We start from the raw sequence: 15599 nt of genomic DNA, 5'->3' as shown, positions 1-15599 counted from the left end.
AATCGTCAGCGAGCCGTGACCAGCCGGACGACCTCCCGCGCCGAGCGGGCGTCCGCCCAGCGCGGCACCGCCTCGCGGTAGCGGGCGTACGGCTCGCCGAACCGCTCGGCGAGCACCTGCTCCTCCGCCCGGATCTGCCCGGCCGTCATCGCCGCGACGAACCCGGCGACCGGCAGCAGCGCCGCGACCGACCGCCGGGCGGTGGCGTGCGCGACCAGCACGGCGGCGAGCCCCACGTACATCGGGTTGCGGGTGACCCGGTTCGCACCCGCCACCACGAGGGTGCTCGCCTTCGCCGGCGCCACGGGGTCGATCGTCGTCCGCGTCCGGCGGAACCGCAGCAGCGCGTCGCCCGCCAGCGCCAGCCCGGCGGCCGCGACGGGTGCCGCCGCCAGCAGCGACACCGCGGTCGGCCGGGCGCGGCGCGCGAGCACGACCTGCGCGGCGCCGGCCGCGGCCGCGAGCACCGCCGGCGGCACGGCCGTCGAGCCCCGGCCGCTCACGCGTGCCCCAGCCGCTCGTGCGTGCGGTGCGACGCGGGCTCGATCTGGAACGTCGAGTGCTCCACCGAGATCGGGAAGTGCGTGGACAGGCACTCCTGGAGCTGGTCGAGGATGCGGGCCGTGTGGCCGTCGGAGAAGCACTCGTCGTCCACCGTGACGTGCGCCGTGACCACGGGCAGCCCGGTCGCGACGAGGCTCGCGTGCAGGTCGTGCACCGCACGCACGTGCTCCACCCCCAGCAGGTGCTCGCGGACCGCGTCGAGGTCGAGCCCCGCCGGCGTGGACTCCAGCAGCACCGCGCCGGTCTCGCGCAGCAGCCGGATCGCCCGCGGCACGATCAGCGCGCCGATCAGCAGACCCGCCACCGCGTCCGCCTGCTGCCAGCCGGTCGTCGCGATCACCACCGCCGCGACGATCACCCCGACCGACCCGAGCGCGTCGTTCAGCACCTCCAGGAACGCCGCGCGCAGGTTGAAGCTCGCCGACCGGCCACCGGCGAGCACCGCCATGGCGATCACGTTCGCCACCAGGCCGATGACGCCGAACACGACCAGCTCCGTCGACGGCACCTCCGGCGGCTCGGCCAGCCGGCGCACGCCCTCGACCAGCACGTAGCCGCCGACGGCCAGCAGCACCGCGGCCTGCGCGAGGGCGCCCAGCACCTCGGCCCGCCGGTACCCCCACGTCCACCGCGACGTCGCCGGCTTCAGCGACAGGTGCGCGGCGACCAGCGCCATCGCCAGCCCCGCGGCGTCCGTCAGCATGTGCGCGGTGTCGACCAGCAGCGCCAGGCTGCCCGTCACCAGCGCCCCGACGGCCTGCGCGACCAGCACCGTCGTGGTCAGCCCGAACGCGATCGCGAGCCGGCGCCGGTGGTCCGCCGGCTGCCCCGCACCGCCGGCGGACGCGTGGCCGTGGTCGTGCCCGTGGCTCACGACAGGTCCTCCGCGAGGTGCGTGCACTCCTCCGGGTGCGGGCCGCCGCGCAGCAGGTCCTCCGCCGCGCCGACCAGCGTCGCGAGCCGCCCGGGGTCGCCGATCGCGTAGATCGACGACCGGCCACGCTGCCGCACGGTCACCAGGCCGCAGTCCCGCAGGCACGCGAGGTGCGCGCTCACCGTGCTCTGCGCGAGGCCGAGGTGGTCGGTGAGCTCGCGGACGGAGTGCTCGCCGGTGAAGAGGTGGCGCAGGAGGGTGAGGCGGGCGGGCTCGCCGAGGGCGCGGAACAGCGCGGCGGTCGGGGCGGTGAGGGCGGCGTCGTCGGCGGGACGGGAGTCGTTCTCATGATCGATACCGGGCGCTGTCATCGTCATGTGGCGATGATAGCGCCGGACGGTGCCTCCGTGCGAGACCCGCGGCGCGACGCAGCGTCCTACGGGCCAGGCACCGGCCACGGGTGGCCGCCGTAGCTGCCGGGGACGTGGACGAGGTCGCGCGCTGCGAGGTTCTTGCGGTGGCTGCCGAGCCCGACGTCGACCCTCGTGAGCGTCGGGTGCCCGGCCAAGGGTGCGAGATCCCCCGGCCCGAGGTGCTGCATCTCGATCAGGGCGAGCTCCTGGAGCGCGGGGGCCGCGGCGAGCGGCGCCAGGTCGGTGAGGCCACGCATGTGCTCGAGCGTCACGCGTCGCAGGGCGCGCGCCCGTGCCAGCGGTGGCAACGCGGTGACCCGCCGGAGCTGCGCGACGTCCAGCTCCTCGAGCCGCCCGCCGACGACAGGACCGAGGTCGACCACACCTCGCACCTGCCGGGCCGAGAACCGCCGCAGGCCCGGCAGCTCGGCGAGCGGGGTGAGGTCCTGGCAGCCCCCGAGCGCGAGCGTGAGGTCCGTCAGCCGGCCGAGGCCGAGCAGCGGGGCCAGGTCGGCGGAGACGCTGCGGAGCCGCAGGGTGGTGACGTCGGCGAGCGCCGAGATGCCGTCCAGCGTCCTGACACCCGTGAGGTGCAGCTCGGTGACGGGGAGCCCGGCCACGCTCCCGGGCAGGCGCCCGACCTCGCCGAGCCGCAGGGAGCGGAGCTCGCGGAACCGGGACAGCACGCCCAGGCTCCCGCCCGGGAGGCGGACGTCGAGCGTCAGCGACCGCAGCGTCTCGGGCAGGTGCTCCAGGCCGGTCGCGTCGGTGACGTCGCGGGAGGCGGAGTCCAGCGAGAAGGCCCGCAGGCGCGGGTAATGCTCCAGGAAGCACAGCGACTCGGGCAGCCGCCCGTGCACGCGCAGCTCGGCCTCAGGGTGCTCGGCGATCCACCGACCGAGGACCTCGTGGTCGGCCGCCCGCATCGGCTCGCGGAGCTGCACGACGCAGGGACCGCCGGGCAGCACCGCGAGATCCCGCTCCGTGAGAGGCGAGCTCACGTCGGCCCTGGGCGTCCCCTGGCCTCCAGGCAGCGGGACGACGGTGACGGGCACGACCGGAGCCTACGGGCGGGCCACGTGCAGCGGGCGCCGTTCGCGCTGACGCCCTCCGGAGCGGCACGCCGCGCGCGTTCCGGCGGGCGCCGACCGCGTAGCCTCGTCCTCGGCGCAGGACGGTCAGGCCTCTCCCCGGAGAAGCCCGACGGGATCCCGCACCTCCCGGGCCTCTAGCTCAACTGGCAGAGCAGCGGACTTTTAATCCGCGGGTTGTGGGTTCGATCCCCACGGGGCCCACCCCTTCAGGTCTCTGAACAACGGCAAGACCTCGCTGTACACCTACAACGGTGCGGGCAACCAGCTCACGACGACTGACGCCCTGTCTGCGCAGGCTGTCCTGACGTACAACTCCGACGGCACGGTCGCCACGGCCACTGCACCGGGCAACACCGGAAACCCGACGACGTACGGGTACGACGCGAACAAGCAGCTGGCGTCGATCACCCCGCCGACCGGCACGAGCCTCGGTGCCCGGGCGATGACGTACGACCAGTACGGGCGACTGGCGACCGCGACCAACGGCGCCGGCGTCACCGTCACCTACGGGTACGACGACCTCGACCGGCTCACAGGAGTCGACTACTCCGGCACGAGCGCGAACCCGGACATCACGTTCGAGTACGACACAGCTGGCCGTCTCGCCGAGCGGACCGACGTGTCCGGGACCACGACCTACTCCTACGACCGGATGAACCGGCTCCTGGAGCGGGCGCACGACCGCGACGACGACCCGGTGTCGTACGGCTACGACAAGTCCTCGCGGCTGGCGACGACCACGGACGGTCGCGGCACCACGACGTTCGAGTACGACGATGCCGGCGCCCAGGTCGCGCAGGTCACCGTGATCGGAAGTCAGGAGTCGTGGACGCGGTTCGCCGTGGACGACGAGGGCCGCCGCACCGACACGTGGCTGGCCACGAACGGCGACAACACGCAGTTCGCCGCGCACTCGCACACCGACTACGACTCCTCAGGCCGGATCTCGAGGATCCGGGCGGACCAAGCGGTCGCCGGCGGATCCATCACCGACGTCGTCGACACCACGTACTGCTACAGCACCAACGCCGCCCAACCGGGATGCACCGGTGGGACGACCGCGGGCGACCGCTCCACGCTGCAGTGGAAGCGCAACAACCTCACCACCCAGGTCACGACCTACGCCTACGACGACGCCAACCGCCTCATCAGCGCTGACGTGACCGCCAGCAACAGTGGGCAGGCCGCTCAGAGCTACGACTACACCTACGACGCCCGCGGCAACCGGCTCACGTCAGCCGGCCCGGACGGCACCCTCACCCGCACGTACAACGCCGGCAACCAGACCACCACCGCCGGGTTCACGTACGACGGGGCGGGCAACCTCACCGCCGACCCCGAGGTCGGCACCCTGGGCTACACCGCAGGCGACCAGCTCGACTCGGTCACCCGCGGCGGCCAGACGTTCGAGTACCTGTACGCCGGGTTCGGCAACACCGAGCTCGTCGCCCAGACCACCCCGGACGGCGAGTATGAGTACACCCTCGGACGCACCGACCAGCTCGGCCAGCCGCTCATCGAACAGGTCCGCCACGGCGGCGAAACCGCGTACATCGAGCACGACGCGCTCGGCACACCGCTGTCCCTGCGGACCGAGTCGGCCGAGACCGGGCTGTACGTCTACGACAACCTCGGCTCACCGCTGGCACTCATCGCCGACGACAACACCACCGAGACCGTCGTGGAGTTCGACCCCTACGGCGTCCCCGAGGTCCTCGAGGACGGTGCCGGAGTCGGCGTCACCTTCACGCCCTTCCTCTACACGGGTGGCCTCAACGACCGGACGACCACCTGGACCCTCAACGGCGCCCGGTACTACGACGCCCACGAAGGTCGCTGGACCCAGATGGACACCGTTGCCAGCCCGTTCGACCTGTTCAATGCCAACCGGTATGCCTACGCCGCGAACAACCCGGTCAACTTCACCGACCCCAGCGGCTTGCGCATTACCCCGGGGGAGGCGTGCCTCGCCGGAGCTGTCACCGGGGCGATTGTCGGCGCGTTCGCCAGTCCGATGGGCGCTGCAGTTGGATGGACCACCGGGTGCATCGCCGGCTTCGTCGGCAAGATCATCGAAACGGCCCGAACGATCAACGATCCGTACTGATCCGTCAGCCGTTCGAGAGAGAGGCCAGCATGAAGCGTTCCATCCTCGTACCCGCCGTTGGCGGGGCGCTGGCGGCAGGAGTGGTTCTCGCCATCACCACGGGGAAACCGGGTCCATACCTGGCCGGCGGTGTTGTGACTGCTGCGGTGTTCGTCGCCATCTACTGGCTGTACGCGAGGGCCGTTCGTAGGCGCTGACGCGCAGGTGCCTCCACGGGAGTCTGACCCGCTTCTCTGGACACCTGGTCTGAGGCGATGATCGTCTCGGGAAGGGAGTCCTGGATGCCTGCAGCCAAGCCGGGCATCAAGGGCAGTCCGGGGTTTGGTGCTGTCCAGCTGTGACATGTGGATCGGGGCGCTAGGTGCTCAAGACCGCTGTAACACTCGTTGCGATCACCGCAGGCCTGATCGGTCTCGGGCTCGTCGGCTACGCCTTCCTGTCGAGGAACCTGGACCCGAAGTCCCCGAGGGGCAGAGCCGTCCGCGCCGCTGCTGCCACGGGATTGATCATCATGGTGGCGGGCGTCGGTACAGCGGCACTCGCGCCATCCGACTGACAACGCCGTGCGACACCGCGGGTTTGGCTCAGTCCCCAGCGCCGGGATTGGCGGACCGGCGTTCCGGAACTTGGAGACCCATCCGGACCCGTCACCGCCCGCGGCGTCATAGGCTCCCCCGCACAGAGGCGCGCCGCCCGGGCCGCCCACCCCACCGGAGTGCCCGTGACGTTCGCCCGCCTGCTGCGCCGCCGCGCGCGTGCCCAGCTGGGCCTGCTCGCACTGGTGGGTGTGATCGCGGCGCTGGTGAGCGCCACGCTGGTCGCGGTGCTCGGGTACGTCGCGCTGTCGGCGCAGGCGGGGCTGACGACGGCGCTGCACGACGCGGAGCCGACGGGTGCGGCGATGCAGGTCGCGACGCCGCGGTCCCGGCACGACCCGGCCGCGCAGGTCGCCGCCGGCGAGGAGGTCCTGGCCCGCACGCTGGACGGGATGCCGGTGGTGGTGCAGCGCAGCCACCGGTCGACGGAGCTCACGGTCGACGGTGGCGGTGCCGGCGTGGTGGTCGCGGCCGAGCCCGGGCTGGCCGCGCAGGTCGACGTCGTCGAGGGCGTGATGCCCCCGGAGGGCGGCCCCTCCGACGGTGAGGCGCCCGTCCCGGCCACGCTGTCCCGCGCCACCGCGACAACGCTCGGCGTCACGCCCGGCGACCGGCTCACGCTGCTGGGCGCCAGCGAGTCCTCGACCCCGCTCGAGGTGGAGGTCGCGGCCGTGTGGGAGCCGACCGACCCGGGCGACCCGCGCTGGTTCGGCGAGGCCGACGGCGCCGTGTGGGTCGACGAGACCGCCCTGGACGGGGTGCCCGCGACGGTCCGGGTGCGGTGGACCCTCGTGCCGGACGACGGTCTCGCTCCCGGCGGGGTCCCCGAGCTGCGCCGCGCGCTCGCGGCGTCGCTGGCGGGGCTGAAGGACGACGACGCGGTCGACGAGCTCGGCGTGCTGGGCACGGACGGCCTGGACACGACGCTGGCTGACGTCGACCGGACGCTGAGCACGGTGCGGGCCCTGTCGCTGCCCGCCACCCTGCTCGCGGCGCTGGTGGGGGCGGTCGTGCTCGGGCAGCTCGCCGCCCTGCTGACGGAGGTGCGGCGCGGCGAGCTCGTGCTGCTGCGCTCCCGGGGCGCCTCGCGGGGGCGGGTCGTGGGCGCGGCCGTCGTCGAGGGCGTGGCCGTCGGGGTGGTGGGGGCGGCCGTGGGCGGCGCGCTCGCCGTGGCCGGGCTGCGCGGGCTGGGGGTCGTCCCCTCCGAGCTGGCCGTGGGGGCGCCGGCCGGGGTCGCCGCCGGGGTGGCCCTGGTGCTCGCCGGCGCGACGTGGGTGCGCGTGCGCGGGCCGCTGCGCGAGGAGCGGGCGGACCGCCCGCTGCGCGGGTCGGCCCTGCTCGGCGTCCTGGCGCTGGCCCTCGCGGCGGCCGGCCTCGGGCTGTGGCGGCTGCTGTCGATGGGCACGCCGGTGCGGACCGTCGGGGGCCGCGCGGCGCCGGACCCGCTGGCCAGCGCCGCCCTCGCGCTGTCGCTGCTGGCGATCGCGCTGCTCGCCGCCGCCCTGGTCCCGGCCGTCGCGCGGGCGACGGGACGGTGGGCTGCCCGGCGGCCGGGCCTGGGGGTGCTGGCGGTGCACCAGGTGGCGCGGCGGCCGACCGCGCACGCCGCGACCGCCGCCCTGACCGGGCTCGCTGTCGCCACCGCCGTCGCCGTCTCGGGCTTCCTCGGGTCCTGGGCGCTGCTCCAGGCCGAGCGCGCCGCCGTGGAGACCGGCGCCGACCTGCGCGTGACCCCCGACGACCCCGCCGGCGTCCCCGCCGCGCTCGCGGCCGCCACGACCGCCGACCCCGGGGCGACGGTCGTCAGCGCGGCGACCACGCGCGTGACGCTGGGCGCGGTGACCGCGGACCTGGTCGCCGTGCCGCGCGACGCCTGGCCGCAGCTGCACCGCGCGCCGCAGGACGACGCGCCCGGCACCGCGGACACCGCGGCGGACCCCGCGGCGGCCGGGGACACCGGGCTCCCCCTGCCCCCGGGCGCCACGACGCTGACGGCCACCGTGACCGTCACGGACACCTCCGCGACCGGCCAGCGGCTGGGCCGCCCGGACGTCGCCGCCTGGGTCCGCACCGCGCCGGGCACGCTCGTGCCGGTCGACCTCACGCTCCAGCCCGGCCCCACCGATCCGACCGACCCCGCGGGCCCCGACGCCCCCGGCCACGCGGACGCGACGACGTGGTCCGCCCCCCTGCCCGACGGCGCCACGGCGCTCGCCGCGGTCGACGTCCACGTCGACGCCACCGACGACCACCGCGTGGAGGTGACCGGCCTGGCCACCGACGCCGGCCCGCTGGGCGCGGCCACCTGGCGCAGCCTGCTCGTGGGCCGTGAGGCGAACCCGCTCCCCGCAGGCCCCGACGACGTGGGTGCCGTCGCGCACGTCCCTGCCGGGGACGTGGCCCCCGGCACGACGGTGCGGCTCGCCGCCGTGCCCGGCGGGCCGCTGCCGGTGGTCGCCGGCGAGGAGCTGGCGGCGGCGCTGTCCCTCTCGGTGGGCGACACGACGACGCTCGTCGTGCCGGGCCACCGCGTCGAGGTCGAGGTGGCCGAGGTGGTCGCGGCGGTGCCCGGCTCCGCGGACCCGGTCACGCTGCTGGCCGACCTCGACGCCTGGTCGGGCGCCCAGCTCTGGACGGGGTCGACGGTCGACGCACCCGGCGAGCTCTGGGCGTGGCCCGCCGACGGCCCGTCGGACACGGCGCTGCCCGCGGCGCTGGAGCGGGCCGGCGTCGCCGCGGAGGTGGTGCGCGCCGAGCCCCGGGCCACGGAGCTGCTCGAGCCGGCGCTCGCGGCGTTCCGGCTCGCCACCTGGGCGACGGTGGCCCTCGCCGCCGGCGGCGTGCTCGCGGCCGCCCGTGCGTCGGCCCGGGCGCGCCGCCCGGAGATCGGCGCGCTGCGCGGCGTCGGCGTGCCGGGCCGCGCGCAGGCCGCGCTGCGGGTCGCCGAGCAGGTGCGGGTGCTCGTGCCTGCCGCGCTCGCCGGGGCGGTCGGTGGCGCCGGGCTCGCCCTGCTGGTCGCGCAGCCTCTCGTCGACGCCCTGGACGGCGGCACCCTCCCGCTGCCCGTCGAGCCGGGCCTGGACGCCGTGGCGCTCGCGACCTGGCTCGGCGCGACGGCGCTGGCCGTGGTGCTGGTGGTGGCGACGACCGCCCGCGACACCGCCCGGCGTGCGCGCACCGCGTCGCCGCGGGCGGAGGTGGCCTCGTGATCCGGGTGCTGCGCCGCCAGCTCGCGGGTGGCGCGTGGTCGCTGGTCGTGCTCGCGCTGGTGGTCGCCGGGCTCGTCGCGCTGACCGTCGGCTGGCCGCGGGCCCTGGACCGGCTGCTGCGCGACGACCTCGCGGCCCGCGCGCAGGCGCTGCCCACCACGCAGCGCGACCTGGTGCCGACCGTCCCGGACCAGGCGATGGTCGTGCCCCCGCCCACCGGCGAGGAGGCGCTCGCGGGCCTGGCGGACGTCGAGCACCAGGTCACCGCGAAGGTCGCGGACGTGGGCCCGGCCCTGGCCGCGGTGCTGCGGGAGCCGGAGCTCGAGCTCACCCGGCCGTCGTTCGTCGTCGACCTGGGGCCGCACTCGAGCGGGATCTCCGCCATGGACCTCGCGCTCTCGCCGGGGACGCGCGACGACGACCTGCGCCTGGTCGAGGGGAGCTGGCCGGGCCCGCCCGCGGTGCAGCCGTGGGTGGACGCCGTCGGCTCCGACGCGCAGGACTGGGTGGACGCGCCACGCTCGGCGGGCACCGTCCGGCAGCTCGACCTCGACGTGGTGCTCACCCCGGCGACGGCCGAGTGGATGGGGTGGCGGGTCGGCGAGACCCGCACCTCCGTCGACGCGACCAACGCGCCGTTCCGCGTGCGGCTGACCGGGCTGGTCGAGGCCGTCGACCCGGACGCGGGGACCTGGGACCACCTGCCCGGCGTCCTGGAGCCCGCGGTCGACCGCGACGACGCCCGCGGCTGGACGGTCCACGGCATCGGCTACGTCGACCCGAGCGCCGTCGGCGCCCTGATGTACCCCCGCGGCGTCCGCGTCGACTCCTGGTACCCCGTCGACCCGGCGGAGGTGGCCGAGGTGGACCGGGACGCGCTCGCCGCCGAGCTGGACGGGGTGCGCGCCGCGCAGGAGCTGCGCACCGGGCTGTCGGGGGTGCTGGCCGCCGCCGACGGCCGCGAGCACACGGCCACGACGCTGCTCGGGACGCTGGTCGCGGGCCTGGTCGGGGTCGCCGCGAGCGTGCTCTGGCTGGTCGCGACGCTCGCGGTGGAGCGTCGGCGCGCCGCCCTGGTCCTGCTGCGGGCCCGTGGCGCGTCCTCCCTCCGGCTCGGCGCGCTGGTGGGCGCCCAGGCGCTCGTCGCGGCCCTGCCCGGTGCCGCGGCCGGACTCGCGCTGGGCCTCCTGGTGCCCGGCAGGACGGACCCGGCGGACCTCGTGCTGCCGGCGGTGCTGACCGTCGCCGCGGTCGCGCTCATGGTCGGGGCGGCGGCCGGGGTGCACGGCGGCCGGGGCGCGCGGGGCCGGCGCTGGGCCTGGGTGGCGGAGCTGCTCGTGCTCGGCGTGACCGGCGTCGCGCTGGGCGTCACGTCCACCTCCGACCCGCTCGTCGCGGTGCTGCCCGTCCTGGTCGGGCTGTCGGCCGCGCTGCTGGTGCGCCGGGCCTACCGGTGGCCGGCCCGTCTCGCGCTCCGCCTCGTCTCCCGCCGCGGTGACCTCGGCGCGTTCCTCGGGGTGGCGCGCGCCGCCCGGGTGCCCGCGGCCGGCCTGGTCCCGGTGCTCGCCCTGACGCTCGGCGTCGCCACCGCGGGACTCGCGACGACCGCCGTCGCGACCATGACGCAGGCCACGGCGGGCAGCGCGGTGCAGTACGTGGGCGCCGACCTGCGGCTCGACGTCGCGTGGTCCGCCGACGGGCTGGGACTGGGCGAGGAACGCGTCGAGGCGGCCCGCGACGTGCCCGGGGTCGCGGCGCTCGCCACCGTCGCCGAGGTCGGGACCGTGACCGTGCGGCACGACCGCACGCGCACCACCGTGGACCTGGCCGTGGTCGACGCCGACGCCCTCGCCACCGTGCAGGACGGCCTGCCCGGCGACCGGGTCGACCTGGCGCCCGGCTCGGACCGGCTGCTGGTCTCCCCCGGTGTCCCGGCCGGCGGCGTGTCGCTCGACGCGCCCGCGGGCCGGCTCGACCTCGCGGCGGTGGCGTCCGAGCAGGTCCCCGGCGTGACCTCCGGCACCGGGTGGGCGGTCGTCGACGCCGGGACCTGGGCGGACGCGGGCGGGACACCGACGGCCGACCGGCTGCTGGTGCGCCTCGAACCCGGGGCCGACGCCGACGAGGTCGCCGCGGCCGTCGGGGAGGCGACCGGCGCCCGGCTCACGGCGACCAGCCGCGCCCAGGCGGTCGCCGAGATCGCCGACGGCGTGCTGGTCACCGGTGTGCGCTCCGCGATGCTGCTGGTCGCGGCCGCGAGCCTGGCGCTGGTCGCGCTCGGCCTCGTCCTGCTGCTCGTGGCGGACGCCCCGGCGCGGGGCCGCACGGCCGCGCTGCTCGCGACGCTGGGAGCCCCGGCCCGCGTGCACCGGCGCCTCGTGGTCGCGGAGGTGCTCGGCCCGGTGGTGGTCGCGGGCATCGCCGGGGTCGTCGCCGGCCTGGTGCTGCCGTCGTCGGTGCTGCGCGTGGCGGACCTGCGGCCGTTCACCGGGGCGGTCGAGCGGCCGCCGGTCGCGCTCGACGCGGGCCTTCTGCTCGCGACCGGCGCGGGCCTGGCGGTCGTGGTGGGGATCGGTGTCGTCGTGGCGGCCGCGACCGCGCGGCGGGTGTCGCCTGTCGGTGTGCTGCGGGAAGGAGCGGGAGGATGACGACCATGACGGCGCCGGAGATCCTGTGCGAGGACGTCGTGCGGATCTTCACGGCCGAGGGCGTCGAGGTGCAGGCGCTCCAGGGCCTCAACCTCTCCGTCGAGCGCGGTGACCTGGTGGCACTGGTCGGCGCGTCCGGCTCGGGCAAGTCCACCCTGCTGACCATCCTGTCCGGGCTGGACCGGCCCACCGCGGGAAGCGCCGCCGTCGCGGGGCACGACCTGGCCGCGATGTCCGCCCGCGAGCGCCAGGTGTACCGCCGCGACACCGTCGGCTTCGTCTGGCAGCAGACCGCGCGCAACCTGCTGCCGTACCTCACGGCCGCGGAGAACGTCGCCCTGCCGATGGAGCTCGCCCGCCGCCGCGGCTCGCGGGCCGGTCGTCACGCGCGGACCGCCGAGCTGCTGGAGGTGCTCGGGGTCGCGCACGTGGCCGACCACCGCCCCGCGGAGCTGTCCGGCGGCGAGCAGCAGCGGGTCGCGATCGCCACGGCCGTCGCCAACGCCCCGCGGGTGCTGCTCGCGGACGAGCCGACCGGTGAGCTCGACGAGGCGACCAGCGCCGACGTCCTCGAGGCGATCCGGCACGTGACCGCCGAGCTCGACATGACCACGCTGATCGTCACGCACGACCCCGCGGTCGCCTCCCACGTGCGCCGCACCGTCCGCATCCGCGACGGCCGCACCGCGACGGAGACGCTGCGCCGGACGGCCGTCGACGAGCACGGCCGCGAGCACCACCTGCACGAGGAGTTCGCCGTGATCGACAAGGTCGGCCGCCTCCAGCTGCCGCGGGAGTTCGTCGAGGCGCTCGACCTGCGCGAGCGGGTGCGCCTGGGCCTGGAGCCCGACCACGTGCGCGTCTCGCCGCACGACCGCCCGGCCCCGCAGGGCGGTCGTGGGCGCGACGAGGAGGACCGGTGAGCGCCCCCGCCCCCACCGCGCGCGTCGCGGCGGACGAGCTGCACGCCTCCGGGCTGGTCCGGACGTACGGCAGCGGCCCGCGCGCCGTCCACGCGCTGCGCGGCGTGGACCTGGTGGCGCGACCCGGCGAGCTCGTCGTGATCCGCGGCCGGTCCGGATCGGGCAAGACGACCCTGCTGCACGCGCTCGGCGGCCTCGAGCGCCTCGACGCCGGCACGGTGCGCCTGGGGACCACCGAGGTCAGCGCCCTGCCCGAGCGCGAGCTGCTGCGCCTGCGCCGGGAGCGCGCGGCGTTCGTGTTCCAGTCGTTCGGGCTGCTGCCCGTGCTCTCGGCGGCCGAGAACGTCGAGGTCCCCCTGCGCCTGGCGGACGTGCCGGGCCCCGAGCGCGCCGAGCGGGTGGCGGCGGCCCTGGACGCCGTCGGCCTGACGGCGCACGCCCGCCAGCGCCCGGACGAGCTGTCCGGCGGCCAGCAGCAGCGCGTCGCGGTGGCCCGGGCCCTCGTCGCCCGGCCGGCCCTGCTGCTCGCCGACGAGCCCACCGCGCAGCTCGACTCGGAGACCGCGCTGACCGTCATGGACGTGCTGCTCGCGCACGTCCGCGAGCGCCGGACCGTCGCCGTGCTCACCACGCACGACCCCCTGATCGCGGAGCGCGCGGACCGCGTCCTGGAGCTGCGCTCCGGCGTGCTGGCGTGAGCCGCTGGATGCGCCGCGTCACGCGTCCCGCGTCCGCAGCGTCAGGTGCGCCGCGACGGTGGTCCACACCGTGAAGACCGCCATGACGCCGATCCCGACGAGCGGTGTGACCGACCCGACCCCGTCGAGCGTGTACGACGCCTGACCGGCGGTGGTCGGCCAGTACGTCCCCGCGAACTCGCCGAGCACGCCCGGCAGCCCGGGGGCGAGCGCCGGGACGAGCAGCGCGACGGCGACGACGATCGAGAGGGCGCCCGAGGAGCTGCGCGTGATGGTGCCGAACCCGAGTCCGAGCACGGCGGTGAGCACCAGGTAGGCGACGGCGCAGGCGAGCGCCCGCAGCGACGCGGGGTCGGTGAGGTCGGCGGTCGGCAGGCCGGCGGCGGCGAGCGCGCCCTGGCTCGCCCCGACGCTCGCGGCGACCGTGACGACGGCAGTGGCGAGCGCGACCAGCACGGTGACGGCCGCCTTGGACACCAGCAGCAGGCCGCGTCGCGGGGCGATCGTGAGGCTGGCGGTGATCTGCCCGGTGGCGTACTCGCTGGTCACGGTCTGGGCGCCGAGCGTGGCGACGAGGACCTGCCCGACGAGGATGCCCTTGAGGCTGACGGCGACGGGGTCGAAGTCGGCGGGCAGGTCGGCCTGCCAGTCCGCGAGCAGCCCGCTGATGCCCAGAAGGCTGACGACCATCGTGGTCACGACGGTGGCGGCGGCGAGCACCCAGGTGCTGCGGACGGTGCGGGTCTTGATCCACTCGGAGGCGAGCAGGTTCATGTCAGGCGGCCTCGTTCCCGGGGGCGGTCATGGTGAGGAAGACGTCCTCGAGGGAGTCGCGGACGTCGGTGAGCTCGGACAGCCCGATGCCCGCGGCGGCGGCGACCTGGCCGACGCGGTCGGTGGTCGTGCCGGGGACGTCCAGGCGGTCCGGGGCGTCGGGGTTGGCGGCGGCGTCCAGCCCGGCGCGGGCGAGCGCCGCCCGCAGCGCGTCCCGCTGCGGGGTGCGGACGCGGACGCGCTCGGTGGTGTGGTCGGCGATGAACGCCGCGAGCGGCTGGTCCGCGAGCAGGCGTCCGTGGTGGATCACGACGAGGTGGTCCGCGGTCAGCTCCATCTCCCCCATGAGGTGGCTGGAGAACAGGACCGTGCGACCCTCGGCGGCGAGGTCGCGCATGAGGGAGCGCGCCCAGCGGATGCCCTCGGGGTCGAGGCCGTTGAGCGGCTCGTCGAAGATGACGACGCCGGGGTCGCCGATCAGGGCGGCCGCGATGCCGAGGCGCTGCTTCATCCCGAGCGAGAAGTCGCCGGCGGCGCGGTGCGCGGCCCCGGTGAGCCCGACGAGCTCGAGGGTCTCGGCGACGCGCCGGCGGGGCACGTCGCCGGCGCGGGCGACGGAGGCGAGGTGGTCGGCGGCCGTGCGGCGCGGGTGGACGGCGCGGGCGTCGAGCATGGCGCCGACCACGCGCATCGGGTGGGGCGTCTCCGCCAGCCGGAGCCCGCCGACGGTCGCGGCGCCGCTGGTGGGACGGTCCAGGCCGAGGAACATCCGGAGCGTCGTGGACTTGCCGGCCCCGTTGGGCCCGAGGAACCCGGTGACGACGCCGGGCCTGACCTCGAAGGACAGCCCGTCGACGGCGGTGACGGGCCCGTAGCGCTTGACGAGCGCATGGGCCTGGAGCAGGGGCGGGGTCGCGGCTGGCATGTCGCCACACTACACCGTGTGGTGTAGCAACTACACGACGCGGTGTAGCATCGCGGGGCAGAGAACGAGGAGGAACGGTGACGGAGCTGCAGGAGCGCAAGCCGCTGCGCGAGGGGCAGGCGCACAAGCGGGCAGCGATCCTCACCGCCGCCCGGACGCTGTTCGTCGAGTCCGGCGTCGAGCGCACGAGCATGGACGCCGTCGCCGCGCGCGCCGGGGTCTCCAAGCGGACGGTCTACGACTACTACGGCGACAAGCACCGGCTGCTGCTCGGCGTCATCGAGGACGCCGGCGAGTCCGCGCTCACGACGCTGCGCGAGCTGGTGGACCGGCACCTCGCCGACGACGCCGTCACGACGCCCGCCGACCTGGGCGCGGCGACGGAGGCGTTCGCGGTCGCGCTCGGGCGCGTGCTGCTGCGGGCCACCGACTACCGTGCGGCTGCGCGGCTCATCGCCGAGAACGAGCCACTGCTGCCCGAGCTCGTGGACCACCCGCTCGAGCAGGCGCACGACCAGGTGCTCGCCGAGGCGCTCGGCCGGCTCGCGGCCCGCGGCCTGCTCGACGCGGACGACCCCCTGCTCGCCGCGGCCCACTTCCAGGCACTGACGATCCTGCGGGTGCTGAACGAGCCCCCGCGCCGGCGCGCGGACGCCGCCCACGTGGAGCGGATCATGACGGACGGGGCGCGCGCGTTCCTGCGGGCCTACGCGGCGCGGGGCGGCTCCTCCCGCTGACCGGCGGGCCGGGCGGTCGTCCGCGGCGCCCCACCCG

12 protein-coding genes and 1 tRNA gene are annotated in these 15599 nt (G+C 76.1%); 7 read left to right on the top strand and 6 right to left on the bottom strand.

Going from position 1 to position 15599, the window contains the following annotated elements:
* Window positions 1-5: 5 nt before the first annotated feature.
* The 4 genes from P9841_RS14705 to P9841_RS14690 are packed head-to-tail and all read right to left on the bottom strand — an operon-like array spanning window position 6 to window position 2906.
* Window positions 6-503, bottom strand: a complete 498-nt coding sequence (locus P9841_RS14705) for a methyltransferase family protein (protein ID WP_283319384.1) — start codon at window positions 501-503, stop codon at window positions 6-8.
* Window positions 500-1438, bottom strand: coding sequence for a cation diffusion facilitator family transporter (locus P9841_RS14700; RefSeq protein WP_283319383.1), 939 nt, complete (start codon window positions 1436-1438; stop codon window positions 500-502). The genes P9841_RS14705 and P9841_RS14700 overlap by 4 nt, the downstream gene beginning before the upstream one ends.
* Window positions 1435-1815 (bottom strand): ArsR/SmtB family transcription factor, encoded by a 381-nt coding sequence (locus P9841_RS14695; protein WP_502847767.1) that lies wholly within the window; start codon window positions 1813-1815, stop codon window positions 1435-1437. The genes P9841_RS14700 and P9841_RS14695 overlap by 4 nt, the downstream gene beginning before the upstream one ends.
* A gap of 59 nt (window positions 1816-1874) precedes the next feature.
* Window positions 1875-2906 carry a hypothetical protein gene (locus tag P9841_RS14690; protein ID WP_283319382.1) on the bottom strand — a complete coding sequence of 344 codons (1032 nt, stop codon included), beginning with the start codon at window positions 2904-2906 and terminating at the stop codon, window positions 1875-1877.
* 167 nt (window positions 2907-3073) lie between these two features.
* Between P9841_RS14690 and P9841_RS14685 the strand changes: the two genes are divergently transcribed.
* From P9841_RS14685 to P9841_RS14660, 6 genes are all read left to right on the top strand, one after another.
* Window positions 3074-3146: transfer RNA gene (locus P9841_RS14685), tRNA-Lys, on the top strand.
* 241 nt (window positions 3147-3387) lie between these two features.
* Entirely contained in the window at window positions 3388-5052 is a 1665-nt protein-coding gene (locus P9841_RS14680; protein WP_283319381.1) for an RHS repeat-associated core domain-containing protein, read from the top strand.
* Window positions 5053-5773: 721 nt separating this feature from the next.
* Window positions 5774-8857 carry a hypothetical protein gene (locus P9841_RS14675; protein ID WP_283319380.1) on the top strand — a complete coding sequence of 1028 codons (3084 nt, stop codon included), beginning with the start codon at window positions 5774-5776 and terminating at the stop codon, window positions 8855-8857.
* Window positions 8854-11505: an FtsX-like permease family protein gene (locus P9841_RS14670; protein WP_283319379.1), complete on the top strand. Its 2652-nt coding sequence runs from the start codon at window positions 8854-8856 to the stop codon at window positions 11503-11505. Before P9841_RS14675 ends, P9841_RS14670 begins: the two co-directional genes overlap by 4 nt.
* Window positions 11502-12428 (top strand): ABC transporter ATP-binding protein, encoded by a 927-nt coding sequence (locus tag P9841_RS14665; protein ID WP_283319378.1) that lies wholly within the window; start codon window positions 11502-11504, stop codon window positions 12426-12428. The genes P9841_RS14670 and P9841_RS14665 overlap by 4 nt, the downstream gene beginning before the upstream one ends.
* Window positions 12425-13126, top strand: a complete 702-nt coding sequence (locus tag P9841_RS14660; RefSeq protein WP_283319377.1) for an ABC transporter ATP-binding protein — start codon at window positions 12425-12427, stop codon at window positions 13124-13126. Before P9841_RS14665 ends, P9841_RS14660 begins: the two co-directional genes overlap by 4 nt.
* Before the next feature lie 18 nt (window positions 13127-13144).
* Here the strand turns inward: P9841_RS14660 and P9841_RS14655 are convergent, their stop codons facing one another.
* Window positions 13145-13900 carry a hypothetical protein gene (locus P9841_RS14655; RefSeq protein WP_283319376.1) on the bottom strand — a complete coding sequence of 252 codons (756 nt, stop codon included), beginning with the start codon at window positions 13898-13900 and terminating at the stop codon, window positions 13145-13147.
* Between the two features lies 1 nt (window position 13901).
* Window positions 13902-14825, bottom strand: coding sequence for an ABC transporter ATP-binding protein (locus P9841_RS14650; RefSeq protein ID WP_283319375.1), 924 nt, complete (start codon window positions 14823-14825; stop codon window positions 13902-13904).
* A gap of 77 nt (window positions 14826-14902) precedes the next feature.
* Between P9841_RS14650 and P9841_RS14645 the strand changes: the two genes are divergently transcribed.
* Complete coding sequence (locus P9841_RS14645) at window positions 14903-15562, top strand: TetR/AcrR family transcriptional regulator (protein ID WP_283319374.1); 660 nt, start codon at window positions 14903-14905, stop codon at window positions 15560-15562.
* Window positions 15563-15599 lie beyond the last annotated feature (37 nt).

The organism is Cellulomonas sp. ES6, assembly GCF_030053835.1.
In the GTDB taxonomy this organism is placed as follows: domain Bacteria; phylum Actinomycetota; class Actinomycetes; order Actinomycetales; family Cellulomonadaceae; genus Cellulomonas.
This window is presented reverse-complemented; position numbering and strand designations above follow the sequence as displayed.

What these genes read in the sequence shown, in the direction of transcription:
- P9841_RS14680 (WP_283319381.1), top strand. Translation starts at nt 3,388, where the DNA reads ATGACGTACGACCAGTACGGGCGACTGGCGACCGCGACCAACGGCGCC.
- P9841_RS14665 (WP_283319378.1), top strand. Translation starts at nt 11,502, where the DNA reads ATGACGACCATGACGGCGCCGGAGATCCTGTGCGAGGACGTCGTGCGG.
- P9841_RS14650 (WP_283319375.1), bottom strand. Translation starts at nt 14,825, where the DNA reads ATGCCAGCCGCGACCCCGCCCCTGCTCCAGGCCCATGCGCTCGTCAAG.
- P9841_RS14655 (WP_283319376.1), bottom strand. Translation starts at nt 13,900, where the DNA reads ATGAACCTGCTCGCCTCCGAGTGGATCAAGACCCGCACCGTCCGCAGC.
- P9841_RS14695 (WP_502847767.1), bottom strand. Translation starts at nt 1,815, where the DNA reads ATGACGATGACAGCGCCCGGTATCGATCATGAGAACGACTCCCGTCCC.